Here is a 22,378-nt window from a genome sequence, read left to right on the forward strand (position 1 = left end):
TACCGTTGGACAAACGGATATTGGAGCAGTACATAGATGCCTGCGCCCAGGTCAAGGAGACAAAAGCAGAGCTGGAAAAGATTAGGAGAGCAAAAAAACGGCAAGAGCAGGATGTTGTCAAAGGCTCATCACATGATTTTCCATATACGATGCAGACGTATCGGATTGAGGGACTTGCGTATGCATCAATGCAAGAGCCAGGTGCAGAGGATCGTCTGGAAGAAGTGTTAAAAGAGCGCCTGCGGAATGCGGCGCGGATTAAACAGGACGTGGAAGTGTGGATCAATACGATTCCGGTGCGGATGCAGCGTATTATCCGATATCGGATTTTTGAAGGAATGACATGGGAGCAGGTAGCTATACGCATGGGGCGCGGGGCGACTGAAATTAGCATGAAAAAAGAGTATTCGAGATTTATGGGATAAAAATAAATTTTGTCACGAATGTCACACATGTCACGAATCAAAGTGGTATAGTGTATCATGAAGCTAAAGGCTTATAGCTGACAGCTTCAACGGACACGCTTGCAAGAGCGTTGAATGCTCCTCCGTATGTACTTCAACCCCACTGGACAGTGACCCGGCGGGGACCCCCTGGGGCGTAGCTCAGTCGGTTAGAGCAGCTGGCTTATATCCAGCGTGTCGAAGGTTCGAGTCCTTCCGTCCCGATTTGGCGGTTGTTTGGCGGAACAGCACGCCGATCCACTTGTTTTGTGGTTCATGGTAATAAATATCCTTTCGAGATAGCACCTGTCGCGAGATGGGTGCTTTTCTTTTGTCAGAATATGAGGTATGATGAAAGAAAAGAGAGGGGAAAATTATATGGATTACTTGGATAAATTATTTAGTCAACATGTTTTTATTTACAAAATCAGTGGCAAGTATTATGCGTTTGGAATTCGAGTTTGTGCTGAATGTAAAATGAACATCCCGGCATTGGAACTAAGATATAATAGATATTGTAAAGCATTTAATGAATCTGTGTCTCAGCATGAAGCAAATGACATTTTCAAGAAATTAAAGTTTATTGCAGAATTTGTGAGGGACAAGGCGGGCGAATGTGAGAAACCCAAAGAAGAAATAAAAGAATTTAATTTCAATGATTTAGAAATGAAAGAATTGAAGAATCAAGTTGAGAAGTATGCTGAGTTTTGGAAAAAATATAAATTATATGAGTTTTCACAGGCATAAATGCATATTTGAATATTAAAGGGTCGCCCAGCGTGGCTCTTTTCTTATCCCCAAAAACAAACACGATTGAGAGGTGGTGGTATGGCAAGAGCGCCGGACGCCAGAGTAGATCAGGCGAAAGAATTATATCAGCAGGGCAAGAAGCTGGTTGAGATATCGGCGCAGCTTGGAGTACCAGAAGGAACCGTCCGCAGGTGGAAACACACCTACGGATGGGATGGCGAACGTTCGGGAAAGAAAAGCGAGCGTTCGAAAAAGAAGAACGAACGATCGGAAAGAGTAAAGAAAGCGGTTGCAGAGGAAGTGGGACAGGTTATAGAAAACCCTGACTTGAATGACAAGCAACGGCTTTTTTGCTTGTATTACGTTCGATGCTTCAACACTACAAAAGCCTACCAGAAAGCGTACGGTTGTGATTATGCAACGGCGGCATCTGTCGGATATAGATTGTTGGCGAAAGATGGAGTTAGAGCCGAAATCCAGCGCTTAAAGCAGGCGCGCCTTAACCGGGAGCTTCTGGATGAGTCTGATATCTTCCAGAAGTACATGGATATCGCGTTCGCGGACATTACCGATTATGTCGAGTTCGGGCGGGAAAAGGTTCAGGTCATGGGAGCGTTCGGACCAGTTATGATAACGGATGAGGAAACAGGGCAGAAGGTACCAGTTACCAAAGTCATCAATACAGTTCGCTTTCGGGAGTCCTGCGATGTGGACGGCAGCATCATTGCCGAAGTTAAGCAGGGTAAAGATGGGGCGAGCGTAAAGCTGGCTGACCGCATGAAAGCGCTGGAATGGCTGGCGGCTCATATGGACTTAGCCACTGACGAACAGCGGAGCCGGATGGAGCATTTGAAAGCCCAGACCGATAAGATAACTGGACAGGGACAGGAGATAGAAGATCTGGATGAGATAGAGGGTGAGATTTATGGCGAGTAAGGTTGTCAAAAAGAAAACCATAGAATTTAACTTCTCGGAAAAGCATAAGGAGTACATCCGAAAGTGCCGCGAATGCTCTTACAATGTGGCGGAGGGTGCGGTTCGTGCCGGTAAGACGGTGGATAACATTTTTGCTTTTGCTCATGAGCTCAAGACAACACCGGATAGAATCCACTTAGCGACTGGATCAACGGTCGGCAACGCCAAACTGAATATTGGGGTTTGTAATGGCTTGGGCCTGGAAGGAATCTTCCGCGGTCAATGCCACTGGGGCAAATACAAAGACAATGAGGCTTTATTTGTCAAGGGACCATCGACACGCTGGCAACAGAAGATAGTTATCTTCGCAGGTGGCGGCAAGGAAGACAGCTACAAGAAGATCCGAGGCAACTCTTACGGAATGTGGATTGCCACGGAGATCAACCTGCATCATGATAAAACCATCAAAGAGGCGTTTAACCGTCAGTTGGCGGCGAAACGCTTAAAGGTCTTTTGGGACTTAAACCCGGATAACCCGCGTGCTGCCATCTACTCAGAGTACATTGACCGATACCAGAAGCAGCAGGAGGCGGGGGAGTTCCCTGGTGGATACAACTACATGCATTGCACCATCTACGATAACATCAACATCACGCCGGAACGTCTGCATGAGATTGAGAGCCGATACGATATTAATTCGATTTGGTATCTTCGGGATATCAAGGGGATGCGCGTGGTGGCAACGGGTCTGATTTACCGCCGTTTTGCAGATGCTATCAGCACAGGATCCAGCACATTCGAGATTCAGGGCAAGCCAACGGACCTCATGGAGATCAATCTGGGGATTGACTTCGGTGGCAGCGGGTCGGGGCATTCATTCACGGCTACCGCCATTACAAGAAGTTACCACAATGTGGTGGTGCTTGCATCGGAGTGGATTCGATGCAAGGATGAGTCGGGCAACCAGATAGAGATAGATCCTCAGATGCTGGGAGATATGTTCTGTAACTTCGTCCAGAAAGTCTTAGGGCAGTACGGCTATATTACGACGGTTTATGCAGATAGCGCAGAGCAGACGCTGATCGCAGGCATCCGGAGCAGTCTCCGGCACAACGGACTCGGTTGGATTCGGGTCGAGAATGCGCTGAAAGCTCCCATCAATGACCGAATCAACGCGGTGCTAATATTGATGGCGCAGGGGCGCTTTTGGTATGTTGAGGGAGAGTGCAACAGTCTGGTAAATGCGCTGTGCACAGCAGTGTGGGACCCGAAGGAACTGACAAAGAATGTCCGGTTGGATGATGGTACCAGTGATATCGACTCACTGGATAGTTTTGAGTACACATTGGAGCGGCGGATCAGCAGCTTATTAAATATGGGTGATGAAAAATGAATTATACGAAAATGTATGAGGCATTGCGGAAAGTCCTCGGAAATGAGCAGATTGATTTTGCCATGTCCGGACGGAGCAGTGCCTTAATTGAATTGTGGTCCCGGATGTACGAAGAAAAGGCTCCCTGGCTGCATAACACAGACAATGCCAACATTCCGGCGACGATAGCGGGAGAGATTGCAAGACTTACTACGCTGGAGCTGCAGAGCAAGGTGGAGGGAAGTCCAAGGGCTGAATGCATGGATGCGGTTTATCAGCAGGTGCTTGGAAAACTCCGAGTACAGACAGAATATGCGTTTGCGAAAGGCAGTATGGTGTTTAAACCGTACATCACACCTGACGGAACCATCGCGGTCCAGTATATCCAGGCGGATATGTTTTTCCCACTTGATTTTGACTCCGAAAAAATGACGCGCTGCGCATTTTTGGATCAGTTTCGGAAGGGCAATGAAATTTACAGCCGCATCGAACTGTATAGTCTGAGTGGGGATGTGCTCTCAATCAAAAACCACGTCTTTATAGCACGGACGGAGGGAATATTGGGGACGGAGGTTCCGATCGGCACGGTGCCAAGATGGGCGGAACTGGCAGAAGAAATGCAGTTTTCAGGGATCCAGAAACTTCCGATCGGGTATTTTACCGTACCGCTTGGAAATAACAGAGATTCCGGCAGTCCTCTGGGCGTGTCGGTGTATTCGCGGGCGATCAAGCAGATAGAGGATGCGGATCGGCGGTACATGCAAATCAACTGGGAGTATGACAGCAAGGAGACAGCGGTACATATCGCTCAGAGCCTGCTTAAATACAATCCAGATACAAACAGCTATGAGTATCCGGGCGGCAAGGAACGTCTGTACAGGGGCGTCGAATATGCCGCTGGCGCGCAGGACAAGCCGCTTCTGGATGTCTTTTCTCCGGCTATCCGCGACACAGCGTACTACAATGGCTGGAATCAACAGATGCGCCTGATTGAGTTCCGGTGCAATCTGGCTTACGGCACTTTGTCAGATCCAAACAACACGGACAAGACGGCAGAGGAAATCAAAGCCAGCAAGCAGCGATCTTATGATTTTATTTCGGATTGCCAGAGAGCTTTGCAGAAAGCGCTGACAGATTTGGTTGACGCGATGGCATTCTGGTGCGACATCTACCATCTGTGCCCTGCCGGAGACTATCATCTGTCCTTCCAGTGGGATGATTCCATCGTAGTTGACGCCAAGGCCGAGCGCGACAACGATCGCGCCGATGTGGCGATGGGTGCGATGGCTCTGTATGAGTACCGAATGAAGTGGTACGGAGAAACCGAAGAGGAAGCCAAAGCTGCAATCAGTGAAATCAGCAGCACAGGGGAAGTGATTGAGTGACGCAGGGAGAACTTGAAAAACTGGCGCTGAAAACTGGAAATCTGTTTTCAGAATTGGAGATCCGGATCATGTCGGATGTTGCCAGGCGAATCAAAGACGCAGGCTTTTCGACCGCTTCGTCTGACTGGCAGATCCGGAGGTTGGAGGAACTCGGGAAGGCAGAATCAGAAATAAAAGACTGGGTGCAGGAAACACTGCAGAAGAGTGACGAGGAAATGGAACACATTTTTTCAGATGAAGTGTATGAGCAGTATTATCAGCACTCCAGAGCCTACAAAGCATCCGGCGTCAAGATGCTGCCGTTCGAAGAGAACACGCCGCTCATCCGACTGACCGAAGCGGTCAAGTCTCAGCTTTCGGGAGAATATAAGAATATCGCCGGTTCAATGGGCTTCGCGATTCGCGGACCTGATGGACGTATACAGGTATCGCCGCTTATGACGTTCTACCGCTCCACGCTGGATAATGCTGTTCTGGATATACAGTCTGGCGGTTTTGATTATGGCACTGTCCTCAAACGGACTGTTAGCCGCATGACAAACTCGGGGCTGCGTTGGATTGATTATGATTCAGGCGTTCACAGCCGCGTAGATGTAGCGGCCAGAAGGGCAGTTATGACCGGCTTCCGGCAGGTGCAGGGCAAGATAAATGAGCAGGTGGCAGCAGACCTCGGGACAAACACTTATGAGGTGTCCTATCATGTGGGCGCCCGTCCGTCGCATCAGCCTGGCAAGGGCGTGTCTGGACAATGGAGCAGCTACAGAGCGTTTGCGGGCTTGGTACCGTGACGGGTCTGCATGGAGCAAACTGCTATCATGATTACAGCCCGTTTATTCCTGGCGTGTCCACGCGGACATACACCGACGATCAGCTGCAAGAGATGCTAGACGAGGAAAACACTCCGAAAGATTACTACGGCAAGTCTTACACCACTTATGAGGCGTTACAGGAACAGCGTAAGATGGAACGGAATATGCGGGCGACCCGGCAGCAGGTGAAGCTGTTGCAGACGGGCGGCGCGGATGAAAAGGATGTTATTCTCAAAAAAGCCAAGTATCAGGGACAGTTGCAGAAATATGCTGATTTTTCAAAGACAATGCATCTGCCAGAGCAGAAGCAGCGGATCACACAAGATGGTCTGCGCGGGCGGTTTACACCAACAAAGACAGAACAGAAAAGGCTTGAAGAGTCGGAGAAAAATGATAAAATAAAGGCAGGTATAAAGCAAGCCGGAATGAGGGGAGAAATCACATTGAATCCAAGCATTCCGGATGTTAGTAAGCTGTCGTTTGATGATGCTCATGTAAACAAAGAAAGAAACCACGGCGTGACGGAATTAGAAGCTAAAAGTTATATTCAGAATGCGTTGTTTTCGACAACAAAATGGAATGGAGCATTTACGAATTATTACAGTGATAAAGGTGCGGCTTTTGTTAATAACGAGAACAATTCTATCAGAACAGCGTTTAAGAGAGAGCAATACGATGATGCTGCTGAGGCAGCGATGGAGGTGTTAAAGCATGGAGGCGCCTGATGTTGTATTATGTCCATTGGTGGATGTAGAAATAGAAAATATTGATTGTATTGAAAACTCAGATGCGGTAGATGGGATCATAAAGAAAGAAACTGTCCCGTTAAGATTTAAGAAAAAATCCGACTGGGAAACAATATGTAAGAATTGCAAGTGGCATGGTTATTGATTTGTGGTGGCAGAATGATATGGCAATAAAAAAACTTAGCTGTCCGTTAATGGATACGGAAATTGATGAAGGAATATGCTATGACATCCACATGAATGTGGAAGGGCTGGCACCAGAATGGACAATTCCCGAGAAGGTGTTAGAAACTCCAGATTATAAAAAAATATGCTTGCAATGTCCGAACCATAGGGACGATTAAATACCACCCGTCAGCAGATAGGTGGTATTTTTATAACCAAAATCAGTTATCAGCACGCAGAAATGCGTGTTATTTTTATACTCTTTTGGCGTGGCTGCCGTAAAAGCCTACTTTTAAGATGGACGGCTACCCATCGCAAAAAGCCGAGAAAGGAAGCAGCATGGCAATTTTTAAGACTGAGACACTCAAGGAAAAAGGACTGACGCAGGAACAGATTGATTATATCATGGCGGAGGCTGGAAAGCAGGTGAACTCCCTGACAGCGGAGAGGGACGGCTATAAGAATCAGCTTGCGACCGCGCAGGCATCCCTGAAAGCGATGGAGGGCATCGATGCAGCGGGACTCCAGACCAAAATCAATGAATTATCCGAGCAGATGAAGGGCAAGGATGCGGAGATCGAGAAAATCAAATCTGATTATGCGTTTGATGCGGCGGTCAAGGAGGCGATCCGGAAGGCATCCGGCAAGAACGAGCGCGCGATCATGGCGCTTCTGGATGTGGATGGCTTAAAGGCATCGAAGAATCAGACACAGGACATTGACGCGGCTCTGGCAGCGGTTAAAAAGGATAATGATTACCTGTTTGGCAGTTCTGCGCCGGTTCCGAGAGTGGTAAGCAGCACATCAGCATCAATAACGATGCACAGACAAAGAGAGAACAGGCGAACGAAGCACTGAGAAACCTGTTCGGAAAAGGAGAGTAAAATATGGCAGTAAATATCACAGATAGATCAGCAGTTGAAGCTTTAATTCGTGAGCAGATTGTATCTACCATCTTCCAGGATGCACCGAAACAGTCCGCATTCATGGGAATGGCGCGCAAGCTTCCAAATATGACATCCAAGCAGACCCGTATCCGCGTTCTGGACTTCCTTCCGACCGCATACTGGGTGGATGGCGACACCGGGATGAAGCAGACTTCTATGCAGGCATGGGATAATGTATATCTGACTGCGGCAGAGCTGGCGGTTATCGTGCCGATCCCGGAGTCTGTATTTGATGATGCCGAGATTGATATTCTGGGCGAGATTACCCCAAGAGTCAATGAGGCAATCGGTCAGAGAGTCGATGCGGCAATTATCTTTGGCGATAACAGACCGAGAGAGTGGCAGGCAGATATCATTACCCTGGCGCGTCAGGCTGGGAACAATGTTTCCCCATCTTCCGGTAAGGACTACTACGATCTGACACTCGGAGAGGGCGGTGTATTCTCTAAAGTTGAGGATGATGGCTATGCGGTAACCGGAGCAATCGCCCCGATGACGTTCAAGTCCAAGCTGAGAGGACTGCGTGATTCAAACAAGCAGCCGATTTTCACACATAATATGCAGGATTCCAGCAAGTATGCGCTGGATGGCGTACCGATCCAGTTCCCGGAGAACGGTTCCTTCATGCCGGATATCGCACAGCTGGTTGTCGGCGATTTCTCCAAGGCTGTTTACGCGATTCGCCAGGATATTACCGTAAAACTGCTGACAGAGGGTGTTATCCAGGATCCGAATACGAAGGATATCGTTTATAACCTGGCACAGCAGGATATGATTGCGCTTCGTGTAGTATTCCGCATGGGCTGGGCGCTCCCGAATCCGGCAACCCGCCTCAATGAGGATCGTACCGGCTGCACATTTGCTTATCTGGAGCCGGGCACTCCGGCTGTTACCCAGAAGGTAACCTTTACGGTAACGGATGGCAAAGAGTCCAGCCCGACGGCCTATGAGGATGTCCGTATCAACGTAGATGGTGCGATCCTTAAGACGGATTCGGCTGGTAAAGCGGAGTTTAACCTGAGAAAAGGCACCTATGCGGCAAAGATCACGAAGAAAGGCTTTGTTCCGGTAACAGAGACGTTCACAGTTGACGCTTCTGCCGTAAACAAGGCAATCACTCTGGTAGCGCAGGCCTAGTAAGGAGCTGATGCAATGGCTTATGTAACACGGGACTATTACATTTCCGGATATCTGCAGGGGCGTTCCCCTGCAGTGCCGGATACAGACTTCCCGTTTTGGGAAAAGCAGGCGGAACGAATCATAGACAGCTGCACATTCGACCGAATCAAGGCGAATATCAGCCTTTTGACGGAGGATGTGAAAGATTGCACCTGTGAGCTGACAGAACTGCTCTATCGGGCGGACAAGGCTTCGCAGAGCACATCTGATTTTGGCGGTCCGTTGACATCGTATTCCAACGACGGAGAATCCGGCACGATTGACCTGTCACGGTCGATTTACACCGAAGAGGGGAAACAGAAAAAGTGCCGGGAGATCATCTGCCGGTATCTGGGAAATACGCCACTGCTTTATCGGGGGGTGTGAGAATGAACCCGAATTACAATCAGATAATTACAGTCTTCCGGAAGGTTGGAACGGCGTGGAGCAAGAGTGTGTTCGAGCAATGTTTTTGGAAGTCTGGGATCACTGTGGTTCAGAATGATACTGAAGCATCGCAGACGAACACCTACACAGTACGTATTCCTCTGGAAGCGGCCGGAAGCGATTTTTCGGCGTCTCCGGGGGATGTAGTAGTGTTAGGCGAATGTGCGGACGAGATCACTGGAAAAAGCCCTAACACGGCGGCGGAAGTCCTGCGCCGGAATAAGCCGAATGCGTTTCTTGTCAGCGCATATTCAGACAACACCGCCTATCGGATGGCGAAGCACTACAGACTGGGGGGCTGATGATGGATGTCGAAATCAAATGGAATAAAACATCGGATCAGATTGCCAAAGAGAAAACAAGGGGCAATGATGGTCTTCTGTTTCTCGCCAACGAAGCAAAACGGCTGATGGATCCGTATGTTCCGGCTGACAGCCTGGCACTTGCCCAGAATGTCAGCGTCCATGTAGAGGGAGACACTGGTGTGATTGAGTATCAATCGCCATATGCTCATTACCAATACAAGGGCGTGGCATACGGTCCGAACTATCCGCTGATGGATGGCGGCGCTGTGATGGGATATTATTCCCCACCACACAAGTCCTCCACCGGAAAGAAGCTGAAATACAGCCATTTCCGCCATCCGCAGGCTACATCCGAATGGGACAAGGCTATGATGAGGGCGCGCAAGAGCGATCTGGTGCGGGCACTGGAAAACTATCTCGGAGGTAAGTGACATGACAAAGCATGATGCAGTGGCGGCGTTCTTCCAACCAAAAGCCGAGGAGCTGGCGGGTCAGTACCTGGAATTTAACTATTCGGATGATTACAGCGGCATTTCGCTGGTAACAAACTATTCGGACAAGCTGCTTAAAAAGTATCTTTGGGGGTCTGAAAAAGAATATGGTTTCTCGATTATAATTGTGCAGCCGTATTCGACCGATACGGACGATCTGAACCTCACGGCGATGAATTTCGCCCAGGCTTTCATGGATTGGCTGGAAGAGCAGAATAAAAAGCGGAACTATCCGGAATTTCCGAATAGTTGCCAGATAAAGAAGATGGAGACGCTCCAGAATATGCCAAATCTGGCGGGCGTCAATGTAAAGGAAGGAATGGCGCGGTACATGGTACAGTGCCGGATTGTCTATTTTGAGAAAGGAGACAAGCGATGAAAATTAGTGAATTAATGGCAGGCGTAACGCCGAACGCGTCCTATGAAGGCTGGGTAACGGCAGATGACTGGGTACTGGCGATTGATACCAAGCCGTCAGAGGGAGTAACTACAGAAGTAAAAAATTATGAGGTTGTGCAGATGGGTGTCGAGGGTCTGGATGCGAATCTTAACCCGGTAACGTCAGAAAAAACCTATATCCGTGCCGGAAAATCTACCCAGAAGACTGGAACAGCAAGATCCTTTGCGGTATCTGGTGATCGTTATATTGGCGATCCAGCGCAGGATTTCATGCTGTCCCATGCGATGAAATATGCGAAAGGTAACGCAGCGGTAACGAATTATGTGTACTTCTGTATGCTCAATGGTAAAGGTGAGAAAGGTCAGGTGTCCGTAATCGTCAATTCAGAGGGTGGCGGCAATGCGGGAGAATCATCGTCCATCGATGTCAACCTGCAGAAGATTGGGGCAGAACCGGCGGAGTATACGTATTCGGCAGAATAGGAGGATGAAAGATGCAGATCAGAGGTAGAGAAGTAGATTTTAGGATTACCCGTTTAAAGGATGCGGCGGCAATGGAAAAAGCCCTTGACCACATGGCTGAAAGCGAGAAGAAAATCAACCGCAAGGGGAAACTCACAGAAATCATGTCAGCCACTATCGAAATGTTCCGCAATTTTGTGAAAGAATCTACCGGAGAGGATGTCCTCGAAGACTGCGACGATGTGGAAGAAGCAAAAAATGTCTACATCGAGATGCTTTGCGAGGTTTCAAAGCAGAAAGAAGAGGCGCTCGGCTTTTCGATGGATAAAATCAAATGATGAAATGGTCTGTAACTTTTGACAGGCTCCCCAGTACGGCGACTATTGGCGGAGTGGTGTATGATGTAGCCTTTGGTTATCGGACGATGATGGCAGCAGAAATAGAAATGTTCCGGCAGGATATTAGCGATGAACAGAAGATGCTTAATGCGCTGAATCTGTTCTACGTTCGAAATATCCCGCCGGATCTGGATGCTGCGGTAGATTATATGCTGTGGTTCCATCGAGGCGGAGAACCAGCGCGGAAAGGTGGCGGTTCCAAACGTCGGACGACGCGGCGGGGATATTGCTTTTTAAAGGATGCTCCGCTGATTTATGCGGCATTCCGGCAGCAGTACGGCATCAATCTCAGGCAGACGCTGAACGACTCCCTGCATTGGTGGGAGTTCCTGGCGATGTTTGAGGCACTGGACGAAAACACCCGGATGGCGAAAGTCATGTACTGGCGGACCTGTGATACCAAAGGAATGGGAAAAGAGCAAAAAGCGTATATCAAGCAGATGCGGACACTTTATTCCCTGGAAGAGCCGCAGGCAACGATGGATAGCCGGTTGAGACTGGCAAAGCGTAACGCAGATATGCGGGCGTATGTGAAAAGAAGGATGGAAGAATGCCAAAACGGGTAAAGTGCCCTTACTGCGGTTATTCCATGCTTATTTTTTTTTCTGAAAAATCAGATTGTCATGGGATAACCGTACCGTGTAAAGGGCGGAATTGTGGAAAAGAATTTGAAATTAAGATAAAGAATGGAGAGCAAATCAAGTAGAGCCATTATGAGCCGATGATTTCTCTCACTGAAAAGTGAGGTGGAATAAATGGCTTATGATGGAACTGTAAAGATTGGCACAGAGCTGGACGGCAGCGGGATAAAAAAAGGACTGCAAGAGACAGAGAAGTCGGCAAAAAAGACTTTTGAAGAACTTGCAAAAGAGAGTGGAAAAAGCGTCAATGAATTAAAAGCAGATGCGAAAAAGATAGCGGAAGAGTATCAAAAGCAAGGATATAACATTCCAAATTCGTACAAAAAAGCCTATTCAGACATGGGGGTTTACAGCGAAAAAAGCAAAAAAAAGCTAGAGGATGATGCAGAGGATATAGGAGACTCTCACGAAAAAAATTCGAGGAGAGTTAGCGAAACTTGGAGCAATGCTTTTTCAGTTCTTCTCGGAAATATGCTGACAGAAGTGGTCTCCCAGGCTAAGAATGCTGCGGGAGCTGTCCTGGACATCGGCATGAATTTCGAATCCGGAATGTCGAAAGTGCAGGCTATTTCCGGCGCATCCGGCGAAGACCTGGCAGCCTTGACGGATAAAGCTAAGGAGATGGGCGCAAAGACGAAGTTCAGCGCTACCGAGTCCGCCGAAGCGATGCAGTACATGGCAATGGCTGGATGGAAAACCGGCGATATGCTGAACGGCATCGAGGGTATCATGAACCTTGCTGCAGCATCCGGCGAGGACTTGGCAACCACATCTGATATCGTTACTGACGCACTTACCGCGTTCGGCTTGTCGGCACAGGACTCCACGCATTTTGCGGATGTCCTGGCACAGGCATCCTCCAATGCAAACACCAACGTCGGCATGATGGGCGAGACGTTCAAGTACGTGGCGCCAGTCGCCGGCGCAATGGGATATTCGGCGGAGGATGTTGCAACGGCGGTCGGACTGATGGCAAATTCCGGAATCAAAGCGAGCCAGGCAGGTACATCCCTGCGAACCATTCTGACACGTATGGCAAAGCCAACCAAGGAAGTCCAGACGGCAATGGATCAGCTCGGTGTATCTGTCATAGACAGTGATGGAAACATGAAGTCGCTCCACGAGATTATGGACGACCTAAGATCTGGCTTTAGTGGATTGTCTGAGGCCGAGAAGGTCAATATGGCGGCTACGCTTGGCGAAACAGATGGAATGTCTGGTCTTCTGGCGATTGTCAACGCATCGGACGGGGATTATCAAAAACTGACAGATTCTATCAATAACTGTAGCGGTGCTGCCGCTAATATGGCAGAAACCATGCAGAATAATCTGGGCGGTCAGCTTACAATCCTAGGCTCAACAGCAGAAAGCCTTGCATTGGAGATTTATGAGTCTGTCAAAGGTCCGCTGACGGATATGACAAAGCTTGGCATTGATGCAGTATCAAACCTGACAGAAGGCTTCAAAACAGGCGGCGTCATGGGAATGATCGACGCTGCCGGTCAGATGGCGAGTGCATTTGCTGAGAATCTTCCATCGATTATCGAACAGGGCTTCCGCTGGTAGAGGGCTTTACCGAAAACTTACGTTCCAACGCCGGAAAACTGGTTGATGGCGGCATTGATTTGATATTAAAGCTGGCACAGGGTCTGATGGACGGGTTGCCCGCGATGCTTCAGTATGTTCCGCAGATCATCATAAACATTGCCGGAATCATCAATGACAACGCACCAAAGCTGTTAATGGCCGGTGTACAGTTGATAGTGGTTCTTGGAAAAGGACTGATTCAGGCAATTCCGGATCTTATTGCAGCCTTGCCGCAAATTATCCAGGCGATCGTAAGTACCTTGCAGGCATTTAACTGGGTTAATTCTGGAATATATATTATTACGTTGCTGAGAAATGGCATTATATCAATGGTAGGTGCGATTGCCTCAGCTGCCGTAGAGATACTTAAAGCAATTGTTGGAGCAATACAGAGTTTACCGCAAAAGCTTCTTGAAATTGCCAAAAAGGCAGGTGAAGGAATTTCAAGTGGCCTAAAAGGGATGCTCGGAGCGATTAAAGGAGCGGCTACCAGCATCCTGAGTGGCATTGTGAGTGCTCTCACATCGCTGCCGTCCAAACTCTTAGGTCTTGCGAAAAATGGCGCCCAGAGCATCGTCAAGGGATTTACAGGGCAGTCGTGGGGCAATATCGGAAAGAATATCATCACAGGCATTACAGCCGGAATCACGGGTTCGGTTGGAAAGCTGGCAGAGGCGGCGAAGAATGCAGCGAAGAAAGCGTTTGACGCGGCAAAGGATTTCCTTGGTATTCATTCCCCATCGAAGCTGATGCGGGACGTTATCGGCAAAAACATGATCGCCGGATTTGAGAGCGGTATCGTGGCAGAAACACCGAATCTGGAAAAAACGTCGGCTGGCTCTGCTCAAAGGGCGGTGGAGAGTATGCAGGGAATTGCATTACAGAGATCCGGAACTGTGGTAGCAGGAAATCAGGTATCGCCGGCACCAACGCCGGGCGGCGGACAAGGAAACACAGTGGTTGTCCTTGAAAAAGGTAGCATAACCGGAGAGGTAACGATGGATGGAGAAAAAGTTGGTACAATCGTGGCACCGACGGTCGATATTGAGATTGAAAAAGCGCGGAAGGAGAGTGAACGATGATTTATCCAGATGTGCAGATAGGCGAATTTAAAACATTTACAGACTGGGGTCTCAAGCTGGAATCAATGAGTGTTTCCTTTCCGGAAGCCAAGACAGACCAGGTAGACATTCCGGGAGCAAACGGACTCCTGGATTTGTCGGAAGTGAACGGTCAGATTTGCTATAAAAACCGAACACTGACCTTGAATTTTTCCCTTCTGGACGATTATACAGAGTGGCATGACCTGAGCAGTAAAATCGCCAGGGCGTTGCATGGAAAAGTTGTAAAATGCATTCTTCCGGACGATCCGAATTATTACTATGAGGGGCGATTTTCATTGCAGAGCACGAAGAATAGTGATGTTCTTGCGGACTTCGTGTTCTCTGGAGATGTGCAGCCGTTCAAGATGGAACGATACACAGCGGCAGAAAACTGGCTGTGGGATCTGTTTTCATTTGAGAACGGAATCGTTCGTGGCTATAGTGAGATATCTGTCTCCGGATCGCTGACTTTGGAAGTAATTGGTTCGGATATGCCGATTGTGCCGGAGATTACCTGCAGTGCGGCTATGAACGTTGAGATAGGCGGACAGGTGTTTGAACTGGTGGAAGGAGTTAATAAGAACTATGATATCGTTCTCGGAAGTGGTAGAAACATGATGAAATTTACAGGAAATGGAACAGTGTCGATTGATTTCAGAGGAGGTGTTTTGTAATGTACAGGATTGCGGTAGTTACAGACGGGAAAGAATATCCACTTTTGAACCAGATCCTTCGGCTGGAATCCCCAACTCTGAAAGATTATGCTGGCAACTCTCCGGGATATCTGAAATTCAAAATCACGCCGAAGCATCCATATTATGGCAAGATACACCCACTTTCATCAGAACTGTTTGTCTATGAGGATGGAGTGGAGATCTTCCGTGGCCGGAGTACAACCACGGAGGAAGAGTTCAACCGGACACATCAGATTACCTGTGAATCGGATCTTGCCTATCTGTGTGACAGCATCGTTCGCCCGTTTGACTTTCAGGGTAGTATTGTAGAGTTTCTGACGCAGGTGCTGAATAGCCATAACGCGCAGGTGGAAGCGCGGAAGAAGTACCTTCTGGGGCGCGTCAATGTGGTGGATAGCAACAACTACATCAATCGAAGCAACTCAGATTATTCGAACTCCTGGACTGTCTGCGGGATAAGCTGGTAAAAACGCATGGCGGATATCTTCGAACACGGTATGAGGACGGAAAACGTTATCTGGACTATTTAACAGATGGCGGTGGAATAAATGACCAGGTTATTCGATATGGTGTCAACCTTGCAGACTACAGTAAGACACAGGATGCAACGGAACTCTTCACGGCGCTCATCCCGATCGGTGCAGATCTGGAAACAACATCTTCGGATGGCGAAAGCATTACTACAGCAGTCGATATCACATCGGTCAACGGAGGGAAAGACTTTATTTATGACGAGGATGCGGTGCGGAAATATGGATGGATCTTCCAACAGCATAAATGGGAAGATGTCACACTGCCGGAGAACCTCATCAAAAAAGCGCGGGCATACCTGGAACAGTCTATCTATTTGAGCGATGTCCTGAAGCTGACAGCGGTGGATCTGGCGAATGTGAATGTGGATATAAAACGCCTGAAAACAGGATATTGGACAAAAGTAATCTCCCGCCCTCACGGTGTGGATGTACTTTATATCCTGGAAGAACGCACCCGGTACCTTCAGGAGCCAGGAAAGGATACGATTTCCCTGGGCGGCACGGTTGCGACACTCTCAGGAAGCACAGCAAAGTCACAGAAAGAATTGTCTGCAAAAGTCGAACAGATAGGACAGGCGGCAACAAAAGGCATTGACCAGAAGATCAACAATGCAACGCAGCTCATCAGCGGCGGACTTGGCGGCTATGTAGTGATCGGGCGGTCTGAAAATGGTCAGCCGGAGGAAATACTGATTCTGGACGCGCCAACAAAAACCAACGCCAAGAACGTAATTCGGCTCAATAAGAACGGTATCGGGTTCTCTACCAGCGGATATAATGGCGTATACCGGAATGCATGGACCATCGACGGAAATCTGATTGCAGATTTTATCACATCTGGGACGATGTATGCGGATCGGATTAAGGGCGGGACGCTGGCACTGGGCGGATCAGGTAATGGCAATGGGGTTTTGAAAGCCTACGACAAAACAGGCAATATGATCTGCTCACTTAATAACGAAGCATTTTCATTATGTGGAGATGGAGTAACGGTGGATTTTGATGTATCTCATTATATAGGCGATTCTAGTGATGATAATGAAGTATGGTCGGCTGTTCGAATTGCTGACAAAGGTACATGTATCAAAATGACGCCAGATGATATTAGAATATTTGATGGGTTAGGAGAAAACTTAGACGGAAATTATTGTGAAATATATCATTTTGGAATTGAATTTTGCGAAAACGGAGAAAGGGCAGCAGGACTCAACCCGGATGAAATGTATGTTGCCGGAGACGCTACGGTCGGCGGAGATCTGAATGTAACAGGAAAAAAGCACCGGATTGTGCAGACGCCAAACTATGGAAAACTTTGCTTGTCAGCTTATGAGACCGCATCTCCAATGTTTGGAGATGTTGGCAGCGGGCAGATAGGTGAGGATGGACAATCTTATGTTTGGCTGGATCCGATGCTTACGCAGGTCATATCCGGAGAATATCAAGTGTTTTTACAAGGATATGCGGATGCGCTGTTTTATATCTCTGAACGGTCAGCGGAGCGCTTTGTGGTGCAGGGACCGCCGGGGGCTGGGTTTGACTGGGAGGTTAAGGCAAAACAGGCAGGTCATGAGCAGGAGCGTCTTGACCGATGGAACCGGAAAGAGAAGCGGCAGAAAGAGACGTTGGGAATCTCTGGTACTGAATATTATCAAAAATATATGGAGGGCTTGATAAAATGAAAAAAGTAACGGCAATCACAACCTTTGAGACGGCAGCAGGAATGCGGGCGAGCATCGTTTACAGTGAGATCAACGATGAGGGAGTTATCACAAAGGACAACGTCCGTCTGGATCGTATCATAGTGGATAAAGACATCCTCAAAAGCGTGGCAGCAGTGACGAACTATGCACAGGAGCTTGTAGATGGATTGGAGGGCTAAAGATGGCGGTTGATAACATTGATTTAAGCGGAGAGATTAAAGCCTGGAAAGATGCGGCTTACGGCAAGGATGTCAGGGCGGCAAATGTGGCGGCATTTGAGAAGATACAAGGAACTGTGAACGATACGGTGCAGAATGTTAATCAGGCGTCCAAGGATGCTTCCAGCGCATCGCAGAATGCACAGAAAGCGGTTGATGATATCCAGTCGGCAATCGAAACTGCCACAAGCAAAGCGAGTGAGGCGGCCGGAAGTGCAACAGCAGCGGATACCTCGAAGAAAGCGGCGGCAAGTAGCGCAGCGGCAGCGGATAATTCAAAGACACAAGCGGCAGCATCGGCAGCGGAAGCAAAAAAGATTGCTCAGGGTTTGGGCGATTTTGACGGAACGGCTGCGAAAGTCAAGACTACCGATACATACGGTTTGGTAGTGAGTGCCTTGGGGGAGAGTACCGCGCAGGCGCTGATTGACGCGATCGCCAATAAGGTTATGAATGAGCTCATCAACAAAAATAAGATTGTAAATAACCTTTTGGCAACGGATGCCTCCACCGTTCTGGCAGGAACGCAGGGCGCGGCGCTGGATAAAAGGCTGGTGGCGGCAGAGAATGCGGTTACTAAGTTAAATAGCGAGCTCTCCGAAAAGGCAAAAATAACAAATATTTCTTCACTTTCCAGTATTGGCGATATATTTAAAACATATAGCAAAAATGGCAGCATCCCTGTGATTGGAATTATAAACTGGGATACAACTCTAGCTCCGGATCAAAATGTTACTATTGCCTTTGTTTGGAATTACTTGATAGTGGCAATCAGTTCTAGTGGATGTATTTATACCGCTAGTCCAAATGCAGCCACGTGGCAAAAGAGAAACTAAAAACCATTTTCACGGGGCGCGAAAATGATGGGATATATCTAAAATCGTAATTTTATTGAGAAAATTTTACAGAATCTCTCTTTTTTGTTACCTTAAAAGTATCGGAAGGAGAGATTTTATATGATAGAAGAGTTATTAATGAATGTGGTAAACGCAATGAGTAGTTGCCTGGATGAAGAGCAGCTGGACAAGCTGCAGAATGTCCTGTACATCAATTTCCACGATGTGAGAGTAGTAGAAGAGAAGAATGAGCTCCAGGCAACGGGCACAGACAGCGATACCATAAAGATGCGTTTGTTTGTGGCGTCTAAAAAGGTGTCTGGGCGCCAGGACAATACGCTGGCGCAGTACATCCGGGAGGTTACCAACTGCCGGAATGCACTCCGGAAGAACATTGAGGACATCACCACGATGGATCTGAGGTGGTATTTTGGAATGCTCCGGGAGCGGAATAAAATCAGCATGGTCACTCTGCAGGGGCGGATGCGGTATCTAAATAGCTTCTGGACCTTCCTGCAAAAAGAAAACCTTGTGAAAGATAATCCTGTGGCGCGGATTGAATCACTCCGGATCGAAAGTACTATCAAAAAGGCATTTTCGGCGCAGGAACTGGAAGCACTCCGGATGGCTTGCGTCCGTCCACGGGATCGGGCGCTCATAGAGTTTTTATATGCCACGGGCGTTCGTGTGTCGGAGTTGTGCAGCCTTAATGCGGGCGATATTGATTTATATAAGCAGGAGTTTAAAGTGATGGGAAAAGGCAGGAAAGAACGCCGGCTGTATATATCAGACGGTGCGTGTTTTCATCTCTATCGTTATCTACGCTGGCGGATGAGTAAAGAAGGGTTAACGATGGAAGAGTTGGCGAGCAAGCCGCTCTTTGTGTCAGCTAAGAAGCCGTACAGCCGCATGACGGTGGCGGGAGTGCAGTATCTTGTAAAGAATCTTGGCAAAAAGGCAGGCGTTGGAAATGTGCATCCGCACCGGTTCCGTCGGACTTTTGCCACGGACCTTCTAAACCGCGGAATGAGAATAGAGGAGGTTATGGTGTTGATGGGGCATACCAAGATTGAGACGACACTGATATACTGTAATATAAAACAGGACAATGTCAGAGAGTCTTATCGTAAATATGCAGCGTAGGTAGGAGAGTGGCATAACTTTTTAGGTCGGCAGAAATGGCGGCTTTTTTGCTGTGCGCAAAAATAGGAGATGGGAGAGGACAGGGGAGTGGGGGACGATCTGTGACAAAAACAGAGTAAGTTTTCCACAGTTAAATTACGATTTCAAGATGCCACATATATGTCAGTTAAAACGGTTCCATAGTGTCGGTAAACTTTAATTGAGCCCCAGGAGTTGATCAGTAAAACGCTTCCTTTAGCATTATCGTATTTATTGATAAGTCCGATCCATGCCTCGGCAGAATTTCGGTACAGAAGTGCAGCTACACCAGTTTTAAAAGTATTCCAATTAGCATACATGTCATTTTTTATGCCGTTACTGTCGTTGGCACTGACAGTATGAAGAGCATTGGTAAATAAGGCCTCGCTATTTCACTGTAATAAATATGTGATGATTTGACCACTTATATATCCTGATGAAATTATCTTTTCAGGAATAGCGGCGAATATTTTTCCGCCACTTATTAGGACGGTTCCGCATTGTTTCAGGGTGGTAACGTTGTCACTTGTTCTAAGGCTTCCGGGTGTTCGAACTTCAAGAGTATCACTTAAATGTGCCAAAGCTGGGATATTTCTTAAGTCATCCGTTGCTTCACCGTAATATTTATCAAAATCATCAATAAGTACGTTAATCCTTATCACTACAAGTTTTCCGAAGATGAAAACTTCTATTCTTGAATAGGATTTATTTATTTTGTCTCTGAAATAGGATACGGGAACAAAAAAAGCCTCGCTATTTAACTTGCTACAAGTCTATTCCAGGATTCCCAAGTGGTCGGGGTGTAGTTTATGTTTCTTCGAAAATAAATAGCTTTATCACTCCAATCGGTCGAAATGGCAAATTGCGTGATCCAAGCGGTCGAACTATTTCCAAGGTTGTTGGATGTGTTAAAGGTTATTATGATCCAATAGCTCTCAAACGGAAGATTCAAGCCCGTTTTGCCCGTTTTGTAGATTCCGTTTGCTAGCATATAATTAACATTAGTGTAATATTGATATCTCGATTGAAAAGCAGCGCAAAAGCTATTTTCGCTACCACTTTCTTTTAGATGAGTGGAAGCCTCGCTATTTTACTGTGTTATCCCCATTCGCTCCAATTATGATTGTAATCGTAATATCTATACATGATTTTTGAGCTGTGTATCATACATTGTGCGCGCTCAGCTTCCAAATTGCCGATTGTATTATTCCATACCCAGACCGTGATTAGTATGGATAGTTTGTTTTTAAAAAATGAGTTATAATTGGCTGCATTTGAATCCCAACCATTAAAAACGGTTAAGACGCTTTTTGCGATGTTTGGATTAATAACAGTTTCGTTACTTGAAATGGTATTTTTCAGGTCGCTATTTAAAAGAATAACTGAATTTGAAAATACTGAGCCGAAAGGCTCTTTATTTATATATCAAAAAAGAAAGAGAGGAAAAAGAACATGGACAAAATGATTCTCAAAGACAACACAACAATCGAACTGCAGACAGGCGCATCTCTGTCGGCAGTGACGGCTAAGTTTAACAGCAAAGATGATATGCTGGTGGCTTGGAAAACACTGACCCCAGAAAATCTGGCAGAAGTAAAATTCCAGAATAATGCTGGAATGACTGTCGGGACATATAAGGACTTGATTCTTGAATCTGAAGCCTCGCAGGAAGTATCTGATGGCGTACAGACCACGTTTTCTTTCCGTGCGAAAACTGACACAGAGAAACGCTTGGATGCTCTGGAAGAGGGGCAGACAGTGCAGGACGAGGCGATCAGCGACCTGGGGGAAGCCACCAGCGAACTGGCAGAGAAAGAAGGTGTAGAGTAATGGGGGCGTTTTATGGGAAAAGAATCAGAAGCGGGAAAATGACACTGGAAGAGGTGCCGACTTACTGGAAAAAAGCGACTGAAAAATGGCTGAAAGAACATCCGGAGGAGGTGGAAAGATGAGTAGAAATGCGTGCGTAACAATGCAGATGCTGGCGACCGGATTGGTGGCCTACCTCAGCAACAAGCTGGGAGTTACTTTTTATTTGCTGGGGTTGCTTCTGGCTCTCATGGTGATTGATTATCTGTCCGGTATGGCAGCAAGCAGGGTAGAGGCGTTGGAGCATCCAAACGATAAGACTTATGGGTGGAGTAGCCGCAAGGGGGCGATCGGGATCGCCAAAAAAGTGGCTTATCTGTTTGTGATCGCGGTGGCGATGGTAATTGATTACGTTATTATCCAGACATCAAGTGTGCTGGGAGCATCGCTGCCTAATACGATGCTGTCATTACTGGTAACGGTCTGGTATTTACTCAATGAGGCATTGTCGATTACTGAAAATGCTGGGCGCATGGGAGCACCAGTGCCGGAATGGCTTGCAAAATACATAGCCGTCCTTAAAAACAAGATTGACAGCAAAGGTGAAAACGGAGACAACCATGCATAGAAGGAGGTGATCCGGATATCTCCCGCGGCAGTCCGGGTCATGGCTGCTATTGCGATATCGCAACAAGAGGGGAAAATCGACGAAAGCCGGTAGAATGAAAGAAATTTATATGCTATAATGTCAGAGTTACCGCCTCCGAAACTGGTGACAGGAAGGAGGTGCCATCGTGGAATACTTGATATCTTTTATTATCGCCGTCGCGGCTGGTGTAGCCTGCCACTACATCATCAAATGGTTGGACGACGATAAGTAAACGGTAACCAGCCTGCAGATGC

Annotated in this window: 27 protein-coding genes, 1 tRNA gene and 1 pseudogene; 28 read left to right on the plus strand and 1 reads right to left on the minus strand. The window is 47.5% G+C overall.

What is annotated here, in order from left to right; all coding sequences use genetic code 11:
- The first annotated feature begins 5 nt into the window (after positions 1 to 5).
- From DWZ16_RS04430 to DWZ16_RS04560, 25 genes and pseudogenes are all read left to right on the plus strand, one after another.
- On the plus strand, positions 6 to 425 hold the full coding sequence (locus tag DWZ16_RS04430) for an RNA polymerase subunit sigma-70 (protein ID WP_118522329.1): 420 nt from the start codon (positions 6 to 8) through the stop codon (positions 423 to 425).
- A gap of 169 nt (positions 426 to 594) precedes the next feature.
- Positions 595 to 668: transfer RNA gene (locus tag DWZ16_RS04435), tRNA-Ile, on the plus strand.
- A 153-nt stretch (positions 669 to 821) separates the two neighbouring features.
- Positions 822 to 1,190 (plus strand): hypothetical protein, encoded by a 369-nt coding sequence (locus DWZ16_RS04440; protein ID WP_182427295.1) that lies wholly within the window; start codon positions 822 to 824, stop codon positions 1,188 to 1,190.
- Positions 1,191 to 1,271: 81 nt separating this feature from the next.
- A complete protein-coding gene (locus tag DWZ16_RS04445) occupies positions 1,272 to 2,129 on the plus strand; it encodes a terminase small subunit (protein WP_118522331.1) in 858 nt (285 codons plus the stop codon).
- The gene (locus DWZ16_RS04450; protein WP_118522332.1) at positions 2,119 to 3,501 is read left to right on the plus strand and encodes a PBSX family phage terminase large subunit; all 1,383 of its coding nucleotides are present in this window, start codon (positions 2,119 to 2,121) and stop codon (positions 3,499 to 3,501) included. The genes DWZ16_RS04445 and DWZ16_RS04450 overlap by 11 nt, the downstream gene beginning before the upstream one ends.
- Complete coding sequence (locus DWZ16_RS04455) at positions 3,498 to 4,865, plus strand: phage portal protein (protein ID WP_118522333.1); 1,368 nt, start codon at positions 3,498 to 3,500, stop codon at positions 4,863 to 4,865. Before DWZ16_RS04450 ends, DWZ16_RS04455 begins: the two co-directional genes overlap by 4 nt.
- A pseudogene (locus DWZ16_RS15935) lies at positions 4,862 to 6,399 on the plus strand (phage minor capsid protein). Before DWZ16_RS04455 ends, DWZ16_RS15935 begins: the two are co-directional and overlap by 4 nt.
- Positions 6,400 to 6,584: 185 nt before the next feature.
- Positions 6,585 to 6,764, plus strand: a complete 180-nt coding sequence (locus DWZ16_RS04475; protein ID WP_147353322.1) for a hypothetical protein — start codon at positions 6,585 to 6,587, stop codon at positions 6,762 to 6,764.
- A gap of 160 nt (positions 6,765 to 6,924) precedes the next feature.
- Positions 6,925 to 7,443: a phage scaffolding protein gene (locus DWZ16_RS04480; RefSeq protein WP_182427296.1), complete on the plus strand. Its 519-nt coding sequence runs from the start codon at positions 6,925 to 6,927 to the stop codon at positions 7,441 to 7,443.
- A 29-nt stretch (positions 7,444 to 7,472) separates the two neighbouring features.
- Positions 7,473 to 8,669 carry a phage major capsid protein gene (locus DWZ16_RS04485; protein ID WP_118472267.1) on the plus strand — a complete coding sequence of 399 codons (1,197 nt, stop codon included), beginning with the start codon at positions 7,473 to 7,475 and terminating at the stop codon, positions 8,667 to 8,669.
- Between the two features lie 15 nt (positions 8,670 to 8,684).
- A complete protein-coding gene (locus DWZ16_RS04490) occupies positions 8,685 to 9,077 on the plus strand; it encodes a hypothetical protein (RefSeq protein WP_118522339.1) in 393 nt (130 codons plus the stop codon).
- A gap of 2 nt (positions 9,078 to 9,079) precedes the next feature.
- Complete coding sequence (locus tag DWZ16_RS04495) at positions 9,080 to 9,439, plus strand: DUF6751 family protein (protein WP_118522340.1); 360 nt, start codon at positions 9,080 to 9,082, stop codon at positions 9,437 to 9,439.
- Positions 9,439 to 9,873, plus strand: coding sequence for a minor capsid protein (locus tag DWZ16_RS04500; RefSeq protein ID WP_118522341.1), 435 nt, complete (start codon positions 9,439 to 9,441; stop codon positions 9,871 to 9,873). Before DWZ16_RS04495 ends, DWZ16_RS04500 begins: the two co-directional genes overlap by 1 nt.
- A 1-nt stretch (position 9,874) precedes the next feature.
- On the plus strand, positions 9,875 to 10,312 hold the full coding sequence (locus tag DWZ16_RS04505; RefSeq protein ID WP_118522342.1) for a hypothetical protein: 438 nt from the start codon (positions 9,875 to 9,877) through the stop codon (positions 10,310 to 10,312).
- Complete coding sequence (locus tag DWZ16_RS04510) at positions 10,309 to 10,815, plus strand: phage tail tube protein (protein WP_118522343.1); 507 nt, start codon at positions 10,309 to 10,311, stop codon at positions 10,813 to 10,815. The genes DWZ16_RS04505 and DWZ16_RS04510 overlap by 4 nt, the downstream gene beginning before the upstream one ends.
- An 11-nt stretch (positions 10,816 to 10,826) precedes the next feature.
- Entirely contained in the window at positions 10,827 to 11,132 is a 306-nt protein-coding gene (locus tag DWZ16_RS04515; RefSeq protein WP_118522344.1) for a hypothetical protein, read from the plus strand.
- Entirely contained in the window at positions 11,129 to 11,758 is a 630-nt protein-coding gene (locus DWZ16_RS04520) for a bacteriophage Gp15 family protein (RefSeq protein ID WP_118522345.1), read from the plus strand. The genes DWZ16_RS04515 and DWZ16_RS04520 overlap by 4 nt, the downstream gene beginning before the upstream one ends.
- 189 nt (positions 11,759 to 11,947) lie before the next feature.
- Entirely contained in the window at positions 11,948 to 13,399 is a 1,452-nt protein-coding gene (locus tag DWZ16_RS04525) for a phage tail tape measure protein (protein ID WP_118522346.1), read from the plus strand.
- 59 nt (positions 13,400 to 13,458) lie between these two features.
- Complete coding sequence (locus tag DWZ16_RS04530) at positions 13,459 to 14,502, plus strand: hypothetical protein (RefSeq protein ID WP_118522347.1); 1,044 nt, start codon at positions 13,459 to 13,461, stop codon at positions 14,500 to 14,502.
- Positions 14,499 to 15,197, plus strand: coding sequence for a mtfA protein (locus DWZ16_RS04535; RefSeq protein WP_118522348.1), 699 nt, complete (start codon positions 14,499 to 14,501; stop codon positions 15,195 to 15,197). Before DWZ16_RS04530 ends, DWZ16_RS04535 begins: the two co-directional genes overlap by 4 nt.
- Complete coding sequence (locus tag DWZ16_RS04540; protein ID WP_118522349.1) at positions 15,197 to 15,685, plus strand: hypothetical protein; 489 nt, start codon at positions 15,197 to 15,199, stop codon at positions 15,683 to 15,685. Before DWZ16_RS04535 ends, DWZ16_RS04540 begins: the two co-directional genes overlap by 1 nt.
- Positions 15,679 to 17,430 (plus strand): phage tail spike protein, encoded by a 1,752-nt coding sequence (locus DWZ16_RS04545; protein WP_243021930.1) that lies wholly within the window; start codon positions 15,679 to 15,681, stop codon positions 17,428 to 17,430. The genes DWZ16_RS04540 and DWZ16_RS04545 overlap by 7 nt, the downstream gene beginning before the upstream one ends.
- Entirely contained in the window at positions 17,427 to 17,630 is a 204-nt protein-coding gene (locus tag DWZ16_RS04550; RefSeq protein WP_118522351.1) for a hypothetical protein, read from the plus strand. The genes DWZ16_RS04545 and DWZ16_RS04550 overlap by 4 nt, the downstream gene beginning before the upstream one ends.
- A 2-nt stretch (positions 17,631 to 17,632) precedes the next feature.
- Complete coding sequence (locus tag DWZ16_RS04555) at positions 17,633 to 18,505, plus strand: hypothetical protein (RefSeq protein WP_118522352.1); 873 nt, start codon at positions 17,633 to 17,635, stop codon at positions 18,503 to 18,505.
- A 120-nt stretch (positions 18,506 to 18,625) separates the two neighbouring features.
- Positions 18,626 to 19,648, plus strand: coding sequence for a tyrosine-type recombinase/integrase (locus tag DWZ16_RS04560; RefSeq protein WP_118522353.1), 1,023 nt, complete (start codon positions 18,626 to 18,628; stop codon positions 19,646 to 19,648).
- Positions 19,649 to 20,058: 410 nt separating this feature from the next.
- Here DWZ16_RS04560 and DWZ16_RS15330 read toward each other — a convergent pair whose 3' ends face one another.
- Positions 20,059 to 20,328 (minus strand): hypothetical protein, encoded by a 270-nt coding sequence (locus DWZ16_RS15330; RefSeq protein ID WP_147353402.1) that lies wholly within the window; start codon positions 20,326 to 20,328, stop codon positions 20,059 to 20,061.
- A gap of 790 nt (positions 20,329 to 21,118) precedes the next feature.
- On the opposite strand from DWZ16_RS15330, the gene DWZ16_RS04565 reads away from it, so the two are divergent.
- Genes DWZ16_RS04565 through DWZ16_RS04570 form a run of 3 tightly spaced genes read left to right on the plus strand, consistent with a single transcriptional unit; the run spans position 21,119 to position 22,103 of the window.
- On the plus strand, positions 21,119 to 21,496 hold the full coding sequence (locus DWZ16_RS04565) for a hypothetical protein (protein WP_118522354.1): 378 nt from the start codon (positions 21,119 to 21,121) through the stop codon (positions 21,494 to 21,496).
- Positions 21,496 to 21,618, plus strand: a complete 123-nt coding sequence (locus DWZ16_RS16585) for a CD1375 family protein (protein ID WP_279220582.1) — start codon at positions 21,496 to 21,498, stop codon at positions 21,616 to 21,618. The genes DWZ16_RS04565 and DWZ16_RS16585 overlap by 1 nt, the downstream gene beginning before the upstream one ends.
- The gene (locus DWZ16_RS04570) at positions 21,615 to 22,103 is read left to right on the plus strand and encodes a phage holin family protein (protein WP_118522355.1); all 489 of its coding nucleotides are present in this window, start codon (positions 21,615 to 21,617) and stop codon (positions 22,101 to 22,103) included. Before DWZ16_RS16585 ends, DWZ16_RS04570 begins: the two co-directional genes overlap by 4 nt.
- The last annotated feature ends 275 nt before the right edge of the window (positions 22,104 to 22,378 follow it).

The sequence above is a fragment of the Clostridium sp. AF29-8BH genome (genome assembly GCF_003478145.1).
GTDB lineage: Bacteria > Bacillota > Clostridia > Lachnospirales > Lachnospiraceae > Otoolea > Otoolea fessa.